A 19,303-nucleotide genomic window follows, 5' to 3' on the forward strand; every position below is an offset into this window, starting at 1 on the left:
GGCGGGCGTGGCTGTGAGGTCGAAGCGGAACGGGTTGGTGTCAGCAACCGAATCCTACGCCGTTTCAGCCACCTATGCTATGCTCGCCAGCCTTCGAACGGCGCCGTCACGAATAAGATGGGCTAGTAAAAGACTATGAGCGTTATGCCGAGACCTTGGCAGGATTCCACGTAGTCGCCTTCGTCTGCCTCATGCTCAAACGCGCCGCAAACATCATGCAAGGTGCATAACACCCTCTAGCCCAATAAGCCATTTCTCTATCTCTTGCCAAACCGCGGTTACCGCGATGAGCAGTGGTCAAGAATGTTGCTGTAGCTGGTGGCTGGGGATGGGGCCGGGCCAAAATTTCGCTCGCTGACCCTCGCAATCACCCTCTCAAAACGAAATATGAAATTTCGGAAACCTGTCCCGCCTAGAAATCGCCGTATGGAATTTTCGCTGTTCTGGGGAGGGGCATATGACAATAGTTACATACGCCGTGTGGCTGATAGTGTGTGTTTTCTTCCAAAAAAGCTTGTGAGGGTTGAGATGTCTGCGGAGTCACTGCGTAGGTACACTAACCTCGCCGCAACGATTCATTTGCTCTCGTGCCGTAAAATAACCCTTCTCGACCCATCAAATTGGGATGATAAGAACGATGCGTTCTTTTTGGCGGAATACAAAAGACGAAAGAAAGTAAATACCGTATTAGCGCTTTGTTTTGCCAAGTCGCCTGAGACATACCATCACTGGCGGGTATTTTCGCATGGCTGCGACGGAGTCTGCATCGAGTTTGACAAAGAAGCTTTGACCGACGCTTTCAGCGGTGATGGGCGCGTTACGGCAGACTTCGTGAACTACAAAAAATTGAACGATTTGGATTCGCTTATGTCAGGCGCATCAGTTGATCATCTTCCGTTCCTGAAGAGATATCCGTTCAAAGATGAGCATGAATTCAGGGTAGTGTTCACGGACAAGCGCGCGCGAGACGAATTAAAGCAATATGAAATCGCCCTGGAAGGCATAAAACGCATCACTCTCAGCCCTTGGATGCCAAAGCCATTCATTGAGCCCGTAAAGGACACCATTCGTAAGCTCGCTCGCCAAGAAAGTATCCAAATCTACCGATCAACACTTATTGAAAACGAAAAGTGGAAGAGTTTCGCTTCTCACATCGGAACTTGATTCGATCTGTTGTGGGGATTGAGATATCCCGCAACGTCAAATTTTGAGCTGGTTGCTAATTGGTAGCTAAAGCCGCTGCGTTGACCGCGCAGATTTCGCTAATTATTTGATTTTGCTGGTACCGCCACCCCGGCTCGAACGGGGGACCCCCAGATCCACAATCTGGTGCTCTAACCAACTGAGCTATGGCGGCATGAAGCGGAGTTTACCTAAAAGCATGCGTTCGCGATTGCAAGCCTTTGCAAAGGCCTTTCCAAGGGCCTCGCAAAGCGCGCGGTCAAGCGTCGCGGGGCGCGTGGTTTGAGCCGGCAAGCGCGCGTTCGCCTAGCCTGACGAGCGCGGCGCGCAGGCCCGCTTCGGCGACGCCTTCGGTCGCCTTCATGGCGCGGGCGCGGGCGGCGGCGTCGGCCGCGGGCGGGCGGGTTGAGACCGGCCGCTGCGATGCGGGCGCCGGCGCCAGCGCCTCCTGCCGCAGCGCGATCCGCGCGACGCAGCGCCAGCCGAGATGGGCGTTCACCCGGTCGATGATGATCGGGGCGAAATGCTGCGCCTCAAGTCCGAAGCCGGGGTCGACCCGCAACACCAGCGTCGCCGGCTCGGGCGGCGTCTTGTCACGGCGTTTGGGTGTCGACGCGTCGATCGGCTTCGCCTTCGCCCGCACCGGCCATTTCAGAGCGTCCGGCGCGCAGATTCGCGCGATTCGCGCGCCGACGATCTCACGCCAGCATAAGAGCAGCGAGGCCTCGCTAAAGCCGCGAGCGGCGACGAGCGGGTCGAGTTCGCGCAGCACGTAATCGGCGAGCGGGCGCGCGAAGCCTTTGGCGCGCGAGGGAGCGCTCATTAGTTCTAGCGGCTAAGCCGCCTCCTTGCGAGGGCGAGGCTTCGCCCCCTATCAATCGCTCTCATGATAAAGCCTCGCGCGAGATCGACCAAACCGGCGGAAGCGCTCCTCGCCTGGTATGACGCCGAGCGGCGCGATCTGCCCTGGCGCGCGCGGCGTGGCGAAGCGCCGGATCCTTACCGAGTCTGGCTCTCGGAAATCATGCTGCAGCAGACGACCGTCGCCACGGTCAAAGACCGCTACGTCGCGTTCCTGTCGCGCTGGCCGACGGTCGAACAATTGGCGGGCGCGCCGCTCGACGACGTTCTCGCGCAATGGGCTGGGCTCGGCTATTACGCCCGCGCCCGCAATCTGCACGCTTGCGCGCGCGAGGTCGCGGGGGCTTCCGGCGGATTTCCGCGCGAGGAAGCGGCGCTGCGTAGGCTTCCGGGCGTCGGTCCCTATACGGCGGCGGCGATCGCCGCGATTGCTTTCGATCAGCCCTGCGTCGCCGTCGACGGCAATGTCGAGCGCGTCGTCGCCCGTCTCCATGCGATCGACAAGCCGCCGCGCAAGGTCGCGCCGCTGATTCGAGAGAAGGCTGCTGCCCTGGCGACGCCTTCGCGCGCGGGCGATTCGGTCCAGGCGCTGATGGAGCTCGGCGCGCTGGTTTGCATGCCGAAAAACCCCGACTGCCCCGCCTGTCCGCTGTCGTTCATCTGCGCGGCGCGGCGTCTTGGCGCGCCGCTCGACTATCCGGCGCGCCCGCCCAAGCCGCAAAAACCCAGACGCCGGGGCGCGATCTTTATCCTGCGGCGCGGCGACGAAGCCTTGCTGCGCCGGCTGCCGCCCAAGGGACTTTTTGGCGGCATGAACGCTTTTCCGTCGACGCCATTGACGCAGGATGTCCCGGCCGCGGCTTTCGCTGGTTTTGCGCCTTGCGCGGCGCGCTGGCGGGCGCTCGAACAGCCGGTGACCCATGTTTTCACGCATTTTGCTTTGGAGGCGACAGTGTTCGTCGCGCATACGCGCGCCAAATTTGCGCCTTCAGATTGCCGCTGGGCGGCGCGCGCCAATCTCGATAAAGAGGGATTGCCGACGCTCATGCGCAAGGCCGCCGCTCGCGCCGGGCTTGTCGATGCGTAAAATTTCGCAAGGCTGAAGGGGAAGCCATGGCGCGACGCTCAGGCGGCTATCAGGTTGAGGTGACGGAGGGCGCGATTCGCGTGCGCTGCGCCGGCAAAACGCTCACCATTCCCGCCGCGCCGCCAGACGCCGAATCGGGGGAAGACGCCGATTTCGTCGTGCGTCTTGACGATCTCGATCATTGGGACCCGCCCGACGACGAAATCCCCATCGACATCGAGGAACTGCACAAAATCCTCGACGCGGTCGAACAACAGCTCGAAAAACACGGTTTAAGCGTCGATTTCGATTAGCGCCGGTCAAATCGCCCAGCCCAGCGACCGCTCAACCGCTTTTTCCCAGGATGCGATGAGCCGCGCGCGCTCTTCCTTCGGCATATCGGGCGTAAAGCGACGAGACTCGCGCGCATGCGCCGCGATGTCGTCCAAGCTTTCGTAAACCCCGACGGCGAGCCCTGCCGCATAGGCGGCGCCGATCGCCGTCAATTCCAGTTGGTGCGGCCGAACGACGGGCGCGTCGATGACGTCCGCCTGAAACTGCATTAACAGGTCGTTCGCCGCCATGCCGCCGTCGACTTTGAGCGCGCCGATCTCAAGGCCGGAATCCGCTACCATCGCCGCCAGCACTTCGCGGGTCTGAAAGGCCGCCGCCTCGAGCGCCGCCCGCGCGATGTGGCCCCTGTTGGAGAATCGCGTCAGCCCCGCGATGAGCCCGCGCGCGTCGCCCCGCCAGCGCGGCGCGAAAAGCCCCGAGAAAGCCGGCACGAAATAGACGTCGCCATTGTCCGGCACGCTTCTCGCGAGCGCCTCGATCTCGCTGCTCTCCCCAATGATCCCGAGATTGTCGCGCAGCCATTGCACCAGCGCGCCGGCGATCGCGATCGAGCCTTCGAGCGCATAGCAGGGTTTGGCGTCGCCGAGCTTGTAGGCCAGCGTCGTCAGCAGACCTTTGGTCGAGACGCGCGGCGTGTCGCCGACATTCATCAAGAGAAAGCATCCGGTGCCATAAGTATTCTTGGCGTCGCCGGTCTTGACGCAAGCCTGTCCGAGGAGAGCGGCGTGCTGGTCGCCGAGCGCGCCCGCGAGCGGAACGCCGGCCAGCGCGCCGACACAGTCTCCATAGACTTCGCTTGAGGAGCAAATTTTCGGCAGGCAGTCCGCCGGAATGTCGAAGATTTGCAGAAGCTCTTCGTCCCAGCTCAGCGTTTCGAGATTCATCAGCTGCGTGCGCGATGCGTTGGTCGCGTCGATGATATGTCGGCCGCCGGCGAGGCCGCCCGTCAAATTCCAGACAATCCAGGAATCGATCGTGCCGAAAAGCGCCTCGCCTCGGGCTGCGCGGGCGCGGGCGCGGGGAATTTCATCTAAGAGCCAACGGAGCTTAAGAGCCGAAAAATAGGTCGCGAGCGGCAGGCCGGTTTTTGTGCGGACGAGGTCGCCTAAGTCTTGCGCCGCGAGTTGGTCGACTCCCGCCTGCGTGCGCGTATCCATCCAGACGATGGCGTTGTGAAGCGGCGCGCCGGTCGCGGCGTCCCACAGAACCGTCGTCTCGCGTTGATTGGTCACGCCGACGGCCGAGAGATCGCGCGCCGAGACTTTGGCCTCGGCGAGAGCCGCCTCGATTACGGTCTGCGCATTTCGCCAGATTTCCCCCGCGTCATGCTCGACCCAGCCGGGGCGGGGATAGATCTGGCGGTGCTCGCGCTGCGACTGGGCGATGACGTCGCCGCCAGCGTCGATGAGGACGAATCGGGTGCTCGTCGTGCCCTGATCCAGCGCGCCCAAGAGTTTCGACATTCATAACCTTCTGATGAACGCAAGTTTCAGCACCGGTTCAGCGCAGGCGTTTTAGCCTGAAAATCGTTCCAACATTTCTCCCAAGGAGGATGCTCCATGAGATCGGCAGCCGTCAAAATCCTTTCGGCGCCCGTCAAGCCGGCCGTCGTCGCGCTTATCTTCGTTGTCGCCGTCGGCGTCTTCGCGCCGGAGGCTTACGCGCTGCCGGGCGTCGACCGAGCACCTGCGGCGCAGGGGGAGCAGGGTCTCCAAAAAGCGCGCTGGGTTTGTGGGCCCTATCGTTGCTGGCGGCAGCCGAACTACGGCTGGGGACCCGGCTACGGCTACGGCTATGGCGGTTGGGGCGGCTCCGGTTATGGCGGCTGGGGCCGAGGCTACGGCTGGGGTTCCGGCTATGGCGGCGGGGGCCCGGGCTATGGTTGGGGTGGAGGCTCGCGGCGCGGCTATTGGTAAGGCGGCAGGACGAGAATGAAAGCTTCGAGCCGCGAAATTCAATCGCGGCTCATTTTTTTGCGCTTCCTGCCGCCGGACCGGTCCATCCGAACCTAAATTAGGTAAACCGGCACGGTCCTTGCCAATCAGACCGCGGCGGCGCGCTTTCTGTCGGAAAGCCGACACGCGGGAGTTGGCAAATCGGGGGAGATGTTGTAACTTACTGATAGGAAAGGTAGTTTGCAATCTTTCCAAAGAAGAAAGTTTGCCGCCTTTCCGAAAGTAGTTTGCAACCTTTCCAAACTAGGCTAAGCAATGATCGTCTGTTCGTGCAACGTCCTTTCGGACCGCGATGTGCGCGATACGCTCGGACCACGGAGCGACCGGCCTTCGGTCGCCGCAGTGTTCCGGCACATGGGTTGCGAGGCGAAATGCGGGCGCTGCGTGCGCAGTATCGTCGCCATCGTCGACCAGCACGCCGCGCGAGGACTGGATGAATGCTCCGGGCACGGCGATTGTGAGGGCTGTCGCGCCGACGAACTGGCGGCCTAGGTCGAATTCATGGAAAGGACGCGGACATGCGCGGTGACGCGAAGGTCATCGAGTATCTTAATCGCGGGTTGCGCGCAGAATTGACGGCGGTTAATCAGTACTGGCTGCACTACCGCATCTTCCACAATTGGGGCTTTCTCGAACTCGCCAAGAAATGGCGCGAAGAGTCGATCGAGGAAATGCATCACGCGGATCATTTCGCCGAGCGCATTCTTTTCCTTGAAGGCTTTCCCAATATGCAGGTGCTCGATCCATTGCGCATCGGCCAGTCGGTCGAGGAAATCATCAAGGCGGATCTCGCCACCGAGCTCGACGCCCGCAACCTCTATCTCGAAGCCGCGGCCTATAGTCTCTCGATCAACGATCGCGTTTCCGAGCAGCTTTTCGAGGGCGTGGTCAAGAGCGAGGAGCGGCACATCGATTTCCTCGAAACGCAACTTGAGTTGATCAAGCAGCTCGGCGTGCAGCTCTATTCGCAAAAGCACGTCGGCGAGCTGCATTCCTGACGCGTCAGGCGGCGCTCGACGCGTTTTCATCGACCGCCGCAGGCGCGCGTTGACGCCCTGCGGCGGCGAAGCTCATTCCATCACCGCGGCCTTCAGAATGCAGACCATCGTCGCCAGCGCCGGCGTTTTGCCGAGATTGCGGATGACATGGGGCTTGTCGCAACGATAGCGCAGGGTCTCGCCCGCTTTCACGCTCGACTTCGCGCCCGCCACTTCGACCTCCAGTTCGCCCTCGCGGACCGACAGGCTCTCAACCGATCCGCGCTGATGCGCGTCCGATTCGAGCGCGCCGCCGGGGTCGGCGGCGAATTCATAGCACTGCAGCCATTCGACGGTTTTAATCCAGCCGATGATCGCCAGGCGGCATTTGCCGTCGTCGGAGACCAAGATGGGCGTGTCCGCCTTGCTCGTCTTCTCGAGGAAGGGTTCCTCTTCATTCGTTTGCAGCACCCGCTCGATCGAGACATCCAGCGCCTGGGCCAGGCGCCAGATCGTGGCGAGCGTTGGATTCGTTTCGTTGCGCTCGATCTGGCTGATGATCGATTTGGCGACGCCCGACTGCTGGGAGAGTTCGGACAGCGACAAATTATAGGCCTTGCGCAGGCGCTGCACGGTCGCGCCAAGCTGACCCGAAAGCGCCAGTGCGCCCGCCTCCAGCATTTTCTGCTTATCCTGGCCTTCGACGCCCATACTTCCTGCGCGTTAGCCGCGCCCGTCTGTTCAGAATCGAACCGGCAAGATATCCGTTTTTGTTCGAAATATCGAACGCGGCGAAGTCAGCCCCGCTGCGGAATTATCGCCAAAGCTTCCGTGTCATCTCGCTGTGATCCGAATCTGGTCAATCAGCCCATGCGGCGAAGCGAGAGGCGAACAGGCTCATGCTCGACAGAAACGCCAGGGTGAATGTCTCCCAAGCGGCGCGCTCAGACAGGGCGCATTTGTCGGATCCAGCAGGCGAACATGCGGTCAAGCGCTATCGGACATTGTTTTTGTCCGATCTGCATCTCGGCGCGAGAGGCGCGCAGGCCGAACTGCTGGTCGATTTCCTCAAATATAATGACGCCGACACATTCTATCTCGTCGGCGACATCGTTGACGGTTGGCGTCTGAAGAACGGCTGGTACTGGCCGCAGGCCCATAATGACGTTGTCCAGAAGCTGCTCCGCAAGGCGCGGAAAGGCGCACGCGTCATCTATGTGCCGGGCAATCACGACGAATTCGCGCGTGACTATACCGGACTCAATTTCGGCGGCGTCGAAGTCGTCGAAGACGCGCTGCATGAGACCGCCGACGGCAAGACCATGCTGGTCATTCACGGCGATCAGTTCGACATTGTCGTGCGCAACGCCCGCTGGCTCGCCTTCTTCGGCGACTGGGCCTATGATTTTGCGATTGTCGTCAACACTTGGTTCAACCGTGCGCGCCGCATGTTCGGCGTCGGCTATTGGTCGCTTTCCGCCTGGGCGAAGCTGAAGGTCAAGAACGCCGTCAATTTCATCGGCGATTTCGAGAACGCTTTGGCGTCCGAGGCCGCGCGGCGCAATGTCGACGGCGTCATCTGCGGCCATATCCATCACGCGACGATCAAGACCATCGGTGGCAAGCTCTATGTCAATACCGGAGACTTCGTCGAAAGCTGTACCGCGATCGCCGAACATCAGGATGGCGCATTCGAGATTTTGCGCTGGCATAACACCGCGGCTGAACGCGAGGCGGCGGAGGCCGCATTAAGCGCCAAGGCCTTGCAGAACGAGAGAGCAGTGGCGGCCTGATGAGAATATTGGTGGCGACGGACGCTTGGCGTCCGCAGGTGAATGGCGTCGTCCGATCGCTTGAAACCATGGCGCAATCAGCCCGCGCGCTGGGCGCCGAAATCGACTTTCTGACGCCGCGCGACTTCAATTCGCTGCCGATGCCGACCTATCCCGAAATCGGGCTGGCGCTTGCCTCGCCGCGCGCGGTTCGACGGCGGCTCGAGGACGGCTATGATCACGTCCATATCGCGACGGAAGGCCCGATCGGGCTGGTGACCCGCGCCGTGCTGCTGAAGGCGCGCCGCTGCTTCACGACGAGCTTTCATACGCGCTTTCCCGAATATATTCAGGCGCGCTTCGGATTGCCCGTGGGACTCTCCTATGCGGCGTTGCGCCGTTTCCACAACGCCGGCGCCGGCGTCATGGTGTCGACGCCCAGTCTCTCGCGCGAATTGTCGGAGCGCGGATTCCGGCGGATTTTGCGCTGGTCGCGCGGGGTGGACCATGCGCTGTTCACGCCCGACGCGGAGACGCCGCTCCCCTTTGAGCGGCCGATTTTCCTTTATGCGGGGCGGCTGGCCGTCGAGAAAAACATCGAGGCCTTCCTGTCGCTCGATCTACCGGGCACGAAGCTCGTCGCCGGCGACGGCCCGGCGCGCGCCGGGCTCGAAGCGCGATTTCCGCAGGCGCAATTTCTTGGCGTGAAAACAAGCGCCGAACTTGCGGCGCTCTATGCCTCATCTGACGTGTTCGTCTTTCCGAGCCGCACCGACACATTCGGCATGGTGATGCTCGAAGCCATGGCCTGCGGCCTGCCGGTCGCGGCCTATCCGGTCATGGGTCCGCTCGACGTTATCGGCGCAAGCGGCGCCGGCGCGCTCGACGAGGATTTGCGGACGGCGGCGCTTGCCGCGCTCGACATCAGCCGGGAGGCGGCGCGCGCCCATGCGCTGACCTATACTTGGGAGAATTGCGCCCGGCTGTTCCTCGACAATATCCATTACGCCCGCGGCGCGGCCGCGCTCGGCGGCGTCGGTCTGGCGGCGCTGCGCGCGACAAACCATGATTCGTCGGGCGAGCGACGCTCCGAGAAAAAGCGCCAGCCCGTCCAGCCCTGAAGCTCTCCGCGTCTGCTGTCGTCAAACTGGAGGCGGGCGGGTGAAGCGGCTATGGTCGCCGGCGCTGCAATTCTGCCGCGCGCCGGAGCGCCTTGTTGAGCCTTTCGCCTGAAGAGATCGAACGCTACGCAAGGCATCTCGTGCTGCGCGACATCGGCGGTCCGGGTCAAAGCAGGATCAAAGAGGCGCGGGTTCTCGTCATTGGCGCGGGCGGCCTCGGCGCGCCGCTCCTGCAATATCTTGCAGCGGCCGGCGTCGGCGCGCTCGGAATCGTCGACGACGACGCCGTTTCGCTGTCCAATCTCCAGCGTCAAGTGATCCACGCGACGCAGGACGTCGGCCGCCTGAAGGTCGAAAGCGCGCAGGATGCTGTCGCCCGCATCAATCCGCATGTCGTCGTCGAGCCGCATGCCCTGCGACTCGATGAGACGAACGCGAGAGCGATTATCGCGCGCTACGATATTGTGGCCGACGGGTCGGACAATTTCGCGACGCGCTATCTCGTTTCCGACGCCTGCTTTCTTGAAAGAAAGCCGCTTGTCACTGGCGCGCTCGGCGGCTTCGACGCGTCGCTGACGACGCTGCGGCCCTTCGAACGCGGCCCCGATGGACCGAATCCAACCTATCGCTGCCTGTTTCCGACGCCGCCGCAAGCGGACGAAATCCCGACCTGCGAAGAGGCCGGCGTTCTCGGCGCGCTTGCCGGCGTCGTCGGCGCGATGATGGCGCTCGAAGTCGTGCGCGAGATCGTCGGTTTCGGCGAGGGGCTGGTCGGCCGCCTGTTGCTGATTGACGCCCGCGACATGCGCTTCGAGACCGTGCGTTACGCCTTTGACCCGCACAACCCTCTGAGCGGCGCTGGCGCGCATCTATAAATGCGCGCCGTATCCTAGTAGCGCATTTTCAGCGCAGAACCGGCGTCCCACTTCGGCGCAAAATGCGCTATAGCGCCGCGATGACCGCGATTTCGACCTTATAGGCCGGCGCGACGAGCTTCGCTTCGACGGTGGCGCGCGCAGGCGGATTGGCCTTGTCGACCCATTCGTCCCAGACGCTATTCATCTCCGCGAAGGACGAAATATCGGCAAGATAGATCGTCGCCGAGAGAATATTCGCCTTGGCGCTGCCGGCTTCGGCGAGCAGCGCGTCGATCTGCGCGAGAATTTCGCGAGTCTGGTCGGCGACCGAACCGCCCTTGGTCTTGTCGGCCACCTGGCCGGCCGTATAAACCGCGTTGCCGCGCACGACCGCCTGGCTCATGCGCGGTCCCGCGCCGATCCGTTTAATGTTGCTCATCTCGCCTCCCTCACTGCCGCGCTGGCATAGAGCGCGCCGCGAAAAAATGGAACCGGGCTTTTGCATCGAGCGCGCGGCGAACTCTCGACGCCGATCGCGCGCCGCTTGAGCGATCGCGCCCAAAGGTGGGGCGACCGTTCGGCTTCGGCCGTGGGGACCATGGAGCAGAATCGCCGGTCTCTTCCCTCGAGCGGCGCGCGGGTCTGGACAAGTCGCGGCGCGCTTTCTATAAGCCCCGACACATCGCGCCCGCGCGAGCCCAGGTAGCTCAGTTGGTAGAGCATGCGACTGAAAATCGCAGTGTCGGTGGTTCGATTCCGCCCCTGGGCACCAGAAATTCAAAATGAATCAATGTATTGCATAATCTGGCCTTGGTAAGGGGCGCGCTTGGTTTTCCAAGAATTTCGGAAAATCTTGCGAGACGCCGCAAAAAGCCCGTCGCTTGCGCCTTTCATAGAGTTTTGAGGAAGACGTCGCCGGCGCTGCGGGCGGCTCGATTTGCCATCGAGGCGTCGCCAGCGCAGTTCTCAATACGGCGGCAACATCGCCACGCTTGCCGCAGATGCATGACGAAGAGAGAGTTGGCGAATCTTCGACGTGTTGAGAGGCAATCCCGGTGGCGATCCATAAGCGTATTCTCGAATGGCAAGCGGCCCACCCCAACATCACCTGGATCGGCTGGGGTATCGTTTGGGCGATTGTGCTGGCGATCCTCTTTTGGCCGCGAACGGCTGGAGGGTAGGAGGCGTGATCGCATGCAACGCCAAAACGCCTTCAAAAGCCGTCAGAGGCCCGATGAGTTTCGATCTGTCGACGCTCGAGAGCTAGATCGCGCTCAGCCGCCAACTTCGATAACGATTTGGCTGTCGGCGTCTCTCCGTAAGGATGATCGTGGCGCTGCGTATGTTTCTTTCCGGCGTTGGCCAATGCGCTGCATTGATTGGTGGCGCAGTGAGCGTCAACGCGGGCAAAACACAAGTCGCGCGGGTAGACTCGCCAAGCCGGCGCATGCAGGATTACGCGGCGGCGATTTGTGTTGGTCTATTTCTTCGCCTGAGAGGCCTCTGCCTGAATCGCTAAAATAGTTCTCCTCTTAGCTCGCTTTCAGGCTGCGACGGACGACTCGGAATCCTGTTCCGTTGGAAAATTTATTGAGGCGTCGAAATTTTTTTGGCGGTCCGTAACGCGGAAAACCAAGACCCTTTCCGTTTCCAGCCTCTCCAAAAGATCAAGAAACCGATCTGGAAGCGGCTCGCTAAGGACGGAATCGTACATGGCGCGGAGTTCTTCGCCGATTGGGTCCTTTTGCGGGAGTAAGCGAGGTCGATGCATCTGACACCCTCAAGCGACATTAATTGGCGGTCTCACGGTCTGCTTGGGTTGCGGCCACAATATGGAGAAGCGATCGTGGCGGGTGAGCGAGCGTTGATTTTTAAAATTTATGGTAAATTGGCCACATAAGGATGCGCGCATATGTCAGGGCGCGGATACCCGCCGCCAGCGGAGTTGCGCCCCCGCCGCGGAAGCAACGGTGGGGGGTCATGATTTCAGTTACTTTGTCGCCGCTTCCAGATTCGTCTCAGCCTCTTCGGCGCGCTTCGTCGCAACTTCAGCGTGCTTTTACGTGCCGTGGTCGATCGCCGCCTCGGCATGGCTGATGGCCTCCGCCAAATGATCCTCGGCCAAAGCGAAGCGAGGCATAAGCAAGGCAGCGACATCCAGCCTCGCCGAAAGCGCAAGAATACGACGACTCAGTTTATGGCGCTCCCCAGTTCCGTTCTTCTGACAGGAATGTGAGCAGGATGACAAACGACGAATTGCGAGAGCCGATTGCGGCAATGGACGCGGCTTCGTTGTGCAAGGGGGCTTTGTGGCGGATGTAACAGTTGGGAAAGACATCAACCCGATCCGGATCACACATGGATGCCGTTGAAGCGCAGCGGGCGAACGTTAAGTTGCCGAAGACTGAAACCGAAGAGGCCGCTGCGCGCCGCTTGCGGCGCCCGCGAATGCGCAATGAGTGAAGTTGAAGCGAGGGCTGACGCCCGTAAATTGAACTTTGCCGAAGTGACTGCGCTCGGCGTTGGCGGAATGATCGGCGGCGGCATATTTGCCGTTCTCGGCCTAGCTATCGCTGTCGCCGGCCACGCAGTCGCGCTGACCCTCGCTGGCGGCGGCGCAATCGCATTATTGACAGGATTCTCATATGCTCATCTCGGCCTCGCCTTCCGCGGCGATGGCGGCAGTTTCACCTATATCGAACGGGCCTTCGCGGCGCCTGCGATCGCAGGGGTGGCGGGTTGGCTTTTGATCGTTGGTTATATCGGAACGCTTGCGCTGTATGCGTCGGCCTTCGGAGACTACGGCTTCGCGCTTTTGCGAGAGGCGGGTCTTGTGGCGCCTTCGGCAGACGCATTGGCGAGTCTGGTGATGGCGGCCTTCTTGGCGGTGAACCTAATCGGCGCGAAATTCTCGGGAGGCGTCGAGCTTGCAGTCGTGGCTGGCAAAGTGGCTATTCTCGGTCTTTTTGTGGTCGTCGCCGGAACTGGAATGGAGGCAAGCCACTTCATTCCGTTATTTGATCATGGGTGGTTCACGCCCCTGGCTGCGGTGGCGTTGATCTTTGTCGCATTCGAGGGATTCGAACTGATTCCCAACGCCATCTCTGAAATGCGGGACCCTGAGCGCAATCTCCGGCCCGCAATCCTTTGCGCCATTCTGGTCACGACGGCGATCTACATCTTGGTGGCGATCGTCGCCCTCGGCAATCTGACGCCCGCTGAGATTCAGCATGATCAAGAGTATGTCCTTGCCGTTGCGGCAAAGCCGAAGCTGGGTCACGCGGGCTTTGTGATGATCGCCGTCGCCGCCCTTTTGTCTACTGCCTCTGCGATCAACGCCACCTTATTCGGCGCGGCGCGGCTTGCCATGGTTATGGCCCAGGAGCATGCGCTGCCTCGCGTCTTCGCCCTTCGCGCCCGAAATCGCCCGGTGCCCTATGTGGCGCTGCTTGTTTTAACCATAGTGTCGCTGGCGTTTGCCGTGACCGCCAATCTCGCCGCCATCTCCACCTTGGCCAGCGTGACTTTCCTCTTGATATTCGCTGCGGTGAACCTCGCTGCTTTCCGCCTTTCCAAACGAATCGGACTGCACCCGCTGCTGTCATTAACGGGAACGCTGCTTACAGCGGGAAGCTGCGCGATCCTTCTCTGGAATTTATGGCGGACTGATCGGGGAAGCATCGGCTGGATCGCCGCGTTTTATGGAACGGCGATATTGATTGAGATGGCGCTGGTTTGGCGTCGAGGAGTGCGACGCGACAAAATGAATTGAGGCCGCGCTGGCCCAAATCGTTGTCAGGATAGGCGTAGACGAGCGCGACGCCATTGCCGGGCATCCCGGTTGTAACAGTCGAGAAAAGCGGCGGCAAAACTGCGATGCCAGACTTTAGCAGGCGGCGTTGGGACGAGTCACCGTCATTCAGCGCGCCTTCTTGAAATCAACAGCCGTAGAGAGATCGAGATGACGTTGAGCAATCAGACGAAAAAAGCGCTGTTCACGGCCGTTTTCACTATTTTCTGCTCATTCTCGCCATTCGCGCTCGCGCAGCAAGACAACGCCGCACAGAGCGGGAAGACCAAAGACTCGGTGGTTTCAGCCTCCAATCCAAAAAACGAAGCAGAAAAGACGCTGATGAAATTGTCTCAGGACGGGTTCTCCGCCATGCGCTCGGTGCGCGCAGCAAGAATCGCCCTGTTCAACGGGAAAACGGAATCGGTTTCGGAACTAATGAACGCTGCGAAGGTTTCCCTTGAGGCAGCCGAAAAGGAAGCGCCGTCCTTCGCGGTCAAGGTCAATGAGACCGTCAACGGAAAGAATGTGGAGAATGAAACTGAGACCGCGAAGGTCGATTTAATTCCGATTGATGCGACTTTGGCGGTCGCCGACGATTATGTTCCGACCAACGAAAAGAAGTTGCACATCGCCAAGGCGAACGAGCACTTCAAGAAGGGTGAACACAAGGAGGCGATGAACGAGCTGCGCCTTGCCGAGGTGGACCTCAATTACACCCGCACCTTGATGCCGATCAAGGCGACGATAAAGCGCGTCGATCAGGCAATCAAACTCCTTGCGGAGCACAAATATTACGAGGCCAACCTAGCCCTGAAGGCGGCAGAGGATGGGCTGACCGTCGAAACGGTCAACCTCGCGGAACCCGTCGCCAAACATAAGGCGCCGGCGAAGCCGGCAAAGAAGTAGCGGCTGTTTCTAAGCGGCGGCGGCGACACTTGCTGCTCAGTTCCAGGGCCGCGGCCGAGCTGGGTGAGAGGCGGAGGTTCCGGACAACCAATAAAGGTAGGAAAAACCATAAGGGAGGAGATCAAGTGAAAAATCATCTTGCTTTGTCTTGTCTCGCTGTTCTGTGCCTCTGCGCGCCATCCTTTGCTGGATCCTCCATTGCGCGAAGCGATCCTGTCGACAACGCTCGCGGAATGGAGACGCGGGTGACGATGCTGCTCAAAGGGGGATCGACCGTCAATTTGCCAAGCTACATCTTGGCGAAGGGAGGCGGCTCTTCCAATCTCGCCGCTTGCAAAGCCCAATGCCGGAAGGCCTATCGGCGCTGCTATAGTCAAGGAAATCAAATCGGCAAGCCATATGTCACGGGCGGCGAGCCGTGCAGCGAGCAAAAGGTAATGTGCCTGCGGGCATGCCAGCAACATTGATAGGATTGTGGCGAGAGCCGGAATCATGGGGGCATCCCGCTCCGTCATACGAAATCGGCGCCCGCTTTCACGTAAGCCATGATCGATAAAGCCAAACATATTGCAGCCGCGAGCGAGGCGGTTCGCATCTATCAACAAAGCTGCGGAACCATAGAAGAACATGTGATCGCGGACCTCATATGCGATCTCGGGCATCTGGCCGAACTGCGCGGTCTCGACTTTCTAGGCGAAGCCAAGCGCGGTGTGGGCCACTGGTTCGCAGAGCGTCACACGAACGATGGCGACTTGATGGGACCGGACGCCATCGTCGAAATAAGCGTTTGCGCTCGTTAAACTGGCTGGCTTCCCTGTTTACTTTCCTCGATCGCTTTCATCGTTGTGGATGACCGACCCGGCGAATTGTCGGCCACAGGCGACCCGTCGTGCTCGGGCGGAAGCGGCGCCGTCAGTCTTCGATAACGCCAATCCGACGTTGTCTTGTTGGGCGATCCAGCGGTAGAGCGAAGAGATCGCCTGCCTCGCTGCGAGGGGATATTGTCGTCTTTCGAGATAGGCCTTTGAGATGAGCAGGGAGCGCAATCAATGAACCACAAGCATCGGACAACCCTGCATGCCTTATTCGCGCATCCAATGAGCAGCAACATTGATCCAAAGATCGTCAAGTCAATGTTGGAAGAGCTTGGAGCTGAGATAACCCACACTCGGCACAACCATTTATTGGTGACGCTGAACGGCTATACCCATGGCTTCCATGACGTCCATCATAGTCTTCCAAAAGACGAGATTGCCGCCCTGCGCAAATTTCTGACGGATGCCGGGATCGATCCCGCGCGCGATTATCCCCTTTAAAAGTGTGATGCGGCGCATCCGGAGAGTTTGCGATGCAGCACAACTCGCCGCCGGAGCGGGGCGACCCGACATTAAACGTTGCTTGGGACGGCGACGCTTTGGCGCGTAAGCGGAGCTAAATGTTAATCGCTAGACGCCAAATCGCGTCTCCATCATCATGTCCCGCAAATCGTCCTCAATGGCGTCGACAACGATCGTCGTAGCTGGCCCCGATTTGACGGAGTCGCTCCCATTCACAAGATCAGCTCTCAAGGAGCTTGGATTGCGCTGGGCTGCTTTTGAGCTCAGGATTAAGAAAAATCGATTGACAACAGAATTGACGCAAGACCAGTAATTGCCTGAGAAAAAGGATAACGCCAGACGTGTGAGCAATTGGGTTCATGAACGACTCGGCCATGCCGTCAGGCATAGACTTTCTTCGCAGAGCGTCCGCGCGCATTCGACCCGACAACCAAGGCGCCGAGCACACTCGAGAATTGCTCGCAGTAGCGAGCATGGATGAGAACGAAGTTCTGGCGCATCTCAACGCCTCGCTTGAAGGTCTGGACGAAGTCGACGCAGCAATTCGACTTGCTGCAGTCGGCCCCAACGTCATCGCTCAACATCGCGCGCCAAGCGCGCTCAGCGAATTTATAGATCGCGCCCGCAATCCGCTCAACGCGCTGCTGCTCTTTCTCGCCGCGGCGTCTTATTTTCTTGGCGATCTCCACTCCGCCATCGTCATTCTCGTGATCGTCGCCCTCGCCGTTATGTTGGCGTTCGTCCAGGAACATCGTTCCAACGCCGCCGCGGCGCGGCTGCGCGCGATGGTGAAGATCACAACAAGCGTGCGACGGCGCGACGGCGCCCTTAATGGCGAGAGGGGAGCGACGGCGGAATTTCAGGAGTGCGCCAGCGCAAGCCTTGTTCCCGGCGACTTGGTGCGCTTGTCAGCCGGCGACATGATTCCTGCTGATATGCGGCTGCTCGCGGCCAAAGATCTGTATGTCGATCAATCAGCGCTGACTGGCGAATCCATGCCCTGCGAAAAGCGCGCGCAAGTTGGCCCTGATGTAATTCTAAATCCGCTTGAGGCGCCCAACATCGCGTTAATGGGCGCTAGCGTCGTGAGCGGGTTTGCCGTCGGCGTTATTATCTTTACCGGACCAAATACTTATTTGGGACAATTCGCGGATCAGCTCACCGGCCAGCGTCAACTGACAAGTTTCGATAAGGGCGTAAATCGATTCACTTTGTTGATGATCCGCTTCATGCTCGCACTCGCGCCGACTGTCTTTTTGATCAACGGACTGACAAAGGGCGATTGGGCGGAGGCGCTGCTGTTTGGGCTTGCGGTGGCGGTTGGCTTGACGCCTGAGCTGTTGCCGATGATCGCCACCGTCAATCTCGCCAAAGGCGCGATCGCCATGTCGCGCAAGCGCGTGATCGTAAAGCGGCTTAATGCAATTCAAAATTTCGGCGCGATGGACGTGCTCTGCACGGACAAGACCGGAACGCTGACGCGGAATAGGATTGCGCTCAGTCTGCATCTCGATATTCGCGGATCTCGATGCCAGAAGACGCTGGAATACGCCTATCTGAATAGTCATCATCAGTCTGGATTGAAGAGCCTGCTTGACGAAGCTGTGCTTCAATATGTCGAGGATAACCGCGTTTTCCCGCCAACAAATTACTATCGGTGCGTGGACGAGATTCCATTCGATTTTGAGCGACGACGATTGTCAGTCATACTTGAACGCGACAACAGCGCACAGGGCGCCTTACGTCGGGGAATCACCGGAATTATACAACGCGTCGCGACGCCGATGACCGGCGGCGCGCGCCTTTTGATCTGCAAAGGCGCTGTTGAGGAGCTATTATCAACATGCGTGCGTTGTGAGGTCGCAGGCCGTGTCGTAAAGCTCGATCAGGCCCGCCGCGAATTGGCGTTACGGAACGTGCAAGCGCTCAACGAGGATGGGCTGCGCGTTATCGCGGTTGCTTACAAGAAAATCGGTTTGATACGTGGTGGCTATTCCACAGCGGATGAGAAAGGACTCATCCTGCTTGGTTTTATCGCGCTTCTCGATCCACCGAAGGGAAGCGTCGGGGAGACGCTGGCGGCGCTTAAAAAATCGGGCGTCGTCGCCAAGATTCTCACTGGCGACAATGAGGTCGTTACTGGCAAAATCTGTCGGGACGTAAATCTGCGAGTGGATGGATTAGCTCTGGGCCCCGATCTGGATGAATTGAGTGACGAGGAGCTGGCCGAACTTGCCGAGCGCGTCACCGTTTTCGCAAAAGTCTCTCCGAAACAGAAAGCACGGATCATCACTGCACTGCAGGCTGGAGGCCATGTCGTCGGCTTTTTGGGCGACGGCGTCAATGACAGTCTCGCGCTACGAGCAGCCGACGTGGGGATTTCCGTCGACACCGCTGTGGATATCGCCAAGGAATCAGCCGACATTATTTTACTCGAAAAAAGTTTGCTGGTTCTTCATCAGGGGATCGTCGAGGGACGCAAAGTCTTCGGCAACCTGATAAAATATATTAAGATGGCGGCGAGCTCCAACTTCGGCAGCATGTTCAGCGTGATCGGAGCAAGCCTACTCTTGCCATTTCTCCCGATGATGCCCATTCAAGTTCTCGCTAACAATCTTCTCTATGATTTTTCGCAGACCGCTATTCCAAGCGACAATGTCGACGAGGAATATGTCGCAGTTCCAAGAAAATGGGACATCGGCAATATTTTTCATTTTATGGTGATCATTGGACCAATTAGTTCGATATTCGATTACACGACATTTTTTATTATGCTCACGGTCTTCGACGGCTGGAACAATCCATCGCTTTTTCAGACAGGATGGTTCGTGGAGTCGCTGCTAACGCAAACGCTTATCATTCACGTCATTCGCACGAATAGGATTCCGTTTCTCGAAAGCCGCGCCAGCGTGGGCTTGATCGCAACATCGGTCATCGTCAGTGCGATCGGCGCCGGCCTGCCTTATACGGAAATTGGCGACGCGCTGCACTTTACGCCCTTGCCGGCGCTGTATTGGCCGATCCTCGCCGCGACTCTTTTTAGCTACGGCTTATTGACGCAGTCCGTGAAGAATTGGTTTATCCGTCATTACGGAACATAGACGGCGGCAATTGCCGTCAGC

The 19,303-nt window shown here is 59.5% G+C and carries 19 protein-coding genes, 2 tRNA genes and 1 pseudogene; 16 read left to right on the forward strand and 6 right to left on the reverse strand.

The window, feature by feature from the left end; all coding sequences use genetic code 11:
• Positions 1–122 precede the first annotated feature (122 nt).
• Positions 123–230: pseudogene (locus tag AB7I51_RS08265) on the forward strand (IS5/IS1182 family transposase); the annotation flags it as partial.
• Between the two features lie 196 nt (positions 231–426).
• Complete coding sequence (locus AB7I51_RS08270) at positions 427–1,164, forward strand: hypothetical protein (protein ID WP_428405021.1); 738 nt, start codon at positions 427–429, stop codon at positions 1,162–1,164.
• A gap of 116 nt (positions 1,165–1,280) precedes the next feature.
• On the opposite strand, the gene AB7I51_RS08275 is transcribed toward AB7I51_RS08270, so the two are convergent.
• Positions 1,281–1,357: transfer RNA gene (locus tag AB7I51_RS08275), tRNA-His, on the reverse strand.
• A gap of 84 nt (positions 1,358–1,441) precedes the next feature.
• The gene (locus AB7I51_RS08280; protein ID WP_428405022.1) at positions 1,442–2,005 is read right to left on the reverse strand and encodes a DUF721 domain-containing protein; all 564 of its coding nucleotides are present in this window, start codon (positions 2,003–2,005) and stop codon (positions 1,442–1,444) included.
• Positions 2,006–2,068: 63 nt separating this feature from the next.
• Here AB7I51_RS08280 and AB7I51_RS08285 point away from each other — a divergent pair, with 63 nt between their 5' ends.
• Complete coding sequence (locus AB7I51_RS08285) at positions 2,069–3,130, forward strand: A/G-specific adenine glycosylase (RefSeq protein WP_428405023.1); 1,062 nt, start codon at positions 2,069–2,071, stop codon at positions 3,128–3,130.
• A gap of 26 nt (positions 3,131–3,156) precedes the next feature.
• Positions 3,157–3,423, forward strand: a complete 267-nt coding sequence (locus AB7I51_RS08290; RefSeq protein WP_428405024.1) for an Imm74 family immunity protein — start codon at positions 3,157–3,159, stop codon at positions 3,421–3,423.
• 6 nt (positions 3,424–3,429) lie between these two features.
• Here the strand turns inward: AB7I51_RS08290 and glpK are convergent, their stop codons facing one another.
• On the reverse strand, positions 3,430–4,926 hold the full coding sequence (glpK, locus tag AB7I51_RS08295) for a glycerol kinase GlpK (RefSeq protein WP_428405025.1): 1,497 nt from the start codon (positions 4,924–4,926) through the stop codon (positions 3,430–3,432).
• Positions 4,927–5,022: 96 nt separating this feature from the next.
• Between glpK and AB7I51_RS08300 the strand changes: the two genes are divergently transcribed.
• From AB7I51_RS08300 to bfr, 3 genes are all read left to right on the forward strand, one after another.
• Positions 5,023–5,379: a hypothetical protein gene (locus tag AB7I51_RS08300; protein WP_428405026.1), complete on the forward strand. Its 357-nt coding sequence runs from the start codon at positions 5,023–5,025 to the stop codon at positions 5,377–5,379.
• A 294-nt stretch (positions 5,380–5,673) separates the two neighbouring features.
• Positions 5,674–5,910, forward strand: coding sequence for a (2Fe-2S)-binding protein (locus tag AB7I51_RS08305; protein ID WP_409980284.1), 237 nt, complete (start codon positions 5,674–5,676; stop codon positions 5,908–5,910).
• Between the two features lie 26 nt (positions 5,911–5,936).
• On the forward strand, positions 5,937–6,416 hold the full coding sequence (bfr, locus tag AB7I51_RS08310; RefSeq protein ID WP_428405027.1) for a bacterioferritin: 480 nt from the start codon (positions 5,937–5,939) through the stop codon (positions 6,414–6,416).
• A gap of 72 nt (positions 6,417–6,488) precedes the next feature.
• Here bfr and AB7I51_RS08315 read toward each other — a convergent pair whose 3' ends face one another.
• Complete coding sequence (locus AB7I51_RS08315; RefSeq protein WP_428405028.1) at positions 6,489–7,106, reverse strand: helix-turn-helix domain-containing protein; 618 nt, start codon at positions 7,104–7,106, stop codon at positions 6,489–6,491.
• A 188-nt stretch (positions 7,107–7,294) separates the two neighbouring features.
• Here AB7I51_RS08315 and AB7I51_RS08320 point away from each other — a divergent pair, with 188 nt between their 5' ends.
• The 3 genes from AB7I51_RS08320 (at position 7,295) to AB7I51_RS08330 (ending at position 10,163) form a co-directional block, all read left to right on the forward strand.
• Entirely contained in the window at positions 7,295–8,188 is an 894-nt protein-coding gene (locus AB7I51_RS08320; RefSeq protein ID WP_428405029.1) for a UDP-2,3-diacylglucosamine diphosphatase, read from the forward strand.
• Positions 8,188–9,288 carry a glycosyltransferase family 4 protein gene (locus tag AB7I51_RS08325; protein WP_428405030.1) on the forward strand — a complete coding sequence of 367 codons (1,101 nt, stop codon included), beginning with the start codon at positions 8,188–8,190 and terminating at the stop codon, positions 9,286–9,288. The genes AB7I51_RS08320 and AB7I51_RS08325 overlap by 1 nt, the downstream gene beginning before the upstream one ends.
• A 95-nt stretch (positions 9,289–9,383) precedes the next feature.
• Entirely contained in the window at positions 9,384–10,163 is a 780-nt protein-coding gene (locus AB7I51_RS08330; RefSeq protein WP_428405031.1) for a HesA/MoeB/ThiF family protein, read from the forward strand.
• Between the two features lie 67 nt (positions 10,164–10,230).
• Here AB7I51_RS08330 and AB7I51_RS08335 read toward each other — a convergent pair whose 3' ends face one another.
• Positions 10,231–10,584 carry a RidA family protein gene (locus AB7I51_RS08335; protein WP_428405032.1) on the reverse strand — a complete coding sequence of 118 codons (354 nt, stop codon included), beginning with the start codon at positions 10,582–10,584 and terminating at the stop codon, positions 10,231–10,233.
• 257 nt (positions 10,585–10,841) lie between these two features.
• On the opposite strand from AB7I51_RS08335, the gene AB7I51_RS08340 reads away from it, so the two are divergent.
• Positions 10,842–10,917: transfer RNA gene (locus AB7I51_RS08340), tRNA-Phe, on the forward strand.
• 771 nt (positions 10,918–11,688) lie between these two features.
• Here AB7I51_RS08340 and AB7I51_RS08345 read toward each other — a convergent pair.
• A complete protein-coding gene (locus AB7I51_RS08345) occupies positions 11,689–11,916 on the reverse strand; it encodes a NepR family anti-sigma factor (RefSeq protein ID WP_428405033.1) in 228 nt (75 codons plus the stop codon).
• Between the two features lie 720 nt (positions 11,917–12,636).
• On the opposite strand from AB7I51_RS08345, the gene AB7I51_RS08350 reads away from it, so the two are divergent.
• From AB7I51_RS08350 to AB7I51_RS08370, 5 genes are all read left to right on the forward strand, one after another.
• Positions 12,637–13,917: an APC family permease gene (locus AB7I51_RS08350; RefSeq protein WP_428406176.1), complete on the forward strand. Its 1,281-nt coding sequence runs from the start codon at positions 12,637–12,639 to the stop codon at positions 13,915–13,917.
• A 189-nt stretch (positions 13,918–14,106) separates the two neighbouring features.
• Positions 14,107–14,844 carry a YfdX family protein gene (locus AB7I51_RS08355; protein ID WP_428406177.1) on the forward strand — a complete coding sequence of 246 codons (738 nt, stop codon included), beginning with the start codon at positions 14,107–14,109 and terminating at the stop codon, positions 14,842–14,844.
• Positions 14,845–15,389: 545 nt separating this feature from the next.
• Positions 15,390–15,644: a hypothetical protein gene (locus tag AB7I51_RS08360; RefSeq protein WP_428405036.1), complete on the forward strand. Its 255-nt coding sequence runs from the start codon at positions 15,390–15,392 to the stop codon at positions 15,642–15,644.
• 249 nt (positions 15,645–15,893) lie between these two features.
• On the forward strand, positions 15,894–16,160 hold the full coding sequence (locus tag AB7I51_RS08365) for a hypothetical protein (RefSeq protein ID WP_428405037.1): 267 nt from the start codon (positions 15,894–15,896) through the stop codon (positions 16,158–16,160).
• A 494-nt stretch (positions 16,161–16,654) separates the two neighbouring features.
• Positions 16,655–19,282 carry a magnesium-translocating P-type ATPase gene (locus AB7I51_RS08370; protein ID WP_428406178.1) on the forward strand — a complete coding sequence of 876 codons (2,628 nt, stop codon included), beginning with the start codon at positions 16,655–16,657 and terminating at the stop codon, positions 19,280–19,282.
• Positions 19,283–19,303 lie beyond the last annotated feature (21 nt).

Origin of the sequence: Methylocystis sp. (assembly GCF_050246715.1) — a bacterium.
GTDB lineage: Bacteria > Pseudomonadota > Alphaproteobacteria > Rhizobiales > Beijerinckiaceae > Methylocystis.

What these genes read in the sequence shown, in the direction of transcription:
- AB7I51_RS08270 (WP_428405021.1), top strand. Translation starts at nt 427, where the DNA reads ATGGAATTTTCGCTGTTCTGGGGAGGGGCATATGACAATAGTTACATA.
- AB7I51_RS08280 (WP_428405022.1), bottom strand. Translation starts at nt 2,005, where the DNA reads ATGAGCGCTCCCTCGCGCGCCAAAGGCTTCGCGCGCCCGCTCGCCGAT.
- AB7I51_RS08285 (WP_428405023.1), top strand. Translation starts at nt 2,069, where the DNA reads ATGATAAAGCCTCGCGCGAGATCGACCAAACCGGCGGAAGCGCTCCTC.
- AB7I51_RS08290 (WP_428405024.1), top strand. Translation starts at nt 3,157, where the DNA reads ATGGCGCGACGCTCAGGCGGCTATCAGGTTGAGGTGACGGAGGGCGCG.
- glpK (WP_428405025.1), bottom strand. Translation starts at nt 4,926, where the DNA reads ATGTCGAAACTCTTGGGCGCGCTGGATCAGGGCACGACGAGCACCCGA.
- AB7I51_RS08300 (WP_428405026.1), top strand. Translation starts at nt 5,023, where the DNA reads ATGAGATCGGCAGCCGTCAAAATCCTTTCGGCGCCCGTCAAGCCGGCC.
- AB7I51_RS08305 (WP_409980284.1), top strand. Translation starts at nt 5,674, where the DNA reads ATGATCGTCTGTTCGTGCAACGTCCTTTCGGACCGCGATGTGCGCGAT.
- bfr (WP_428405027.1), top strand. Translation starts at nt 5,937, where the DNA reads ATGCGCGGTGACGCGAAGGTCATCGAGTATCTTAATCGCGGGTTGCGC.
- AB7I51_RS08315 (WP_428405028.1), bottom strand. Translation starts at nt 7,106, where the DNA reads ATGGGCGTCGAAGGCCAGGATAAGCAGAAAATGCTGGAGGCGGGCGCA.
- AB7I51_RS08320 (WP_428405029.1), top strand. Translation starts at nt 7,295, where the DNA reads ATGCTCGACAGAAACGCCAGGGTGAATGTCTCCCAAGCGGCGCGCTCA.
- AB7I51_RS08325 (WP_428405030.1), top strand. Translation starts at nt 8,188, where the DNA reads ATGAGAATATTGGTGGCGACGGACGCTTGGCGTCCGCAGGTGAATGGC.
- AB7I51_RS08335 (WP_428405032.1), bottom strand. Translation starts at nt 10,584, where the DNA reads ATGAGCAACATTAAACGGATCGGCGCGGGACCGCGCATGAGCCAGGCG.
- AB7I51_RS08345 (WP_428405033.1), bottom strand. Translation starts at nt 11,916, where the DNA reads ATGCATCGACCTCGCTTACTCCCGCAAAAGGACCCAATCGGCGAAGAA.
- AB7I51_RS08355 (WP_428406177.1), top strand. Translation starts at nt 14,107, where the DNA reads ATGACGTTGAGCAATCAGACGAAAAAAGCGCTGTTCACGGCCGTTTTC.
- AB7I51_RS08360 (WP_428405036.1), top strand. Translation starts at nt 15,390, where the DNA reads ATGATCGATAAAGCCAAACATATTGCAGCCGCGAGCGAGGCGGTTCGC.
- AB7I51_RS08365 (WP_428405037.1), top strand. Translation starts at nt 15,894, where the DNA reads ATGAACCACAAGCATCGGACAACCCTGCATGCCTTATTCGCGCATCCA.
- AB7I51_RS08370 (WP_428406178.1), top strand. Translation starts at nt 16,655, where the DNA reads ATGGATGAGAACGAAGTTCTGGCGCATCTCAACGCCTCGCTTGAAGGT.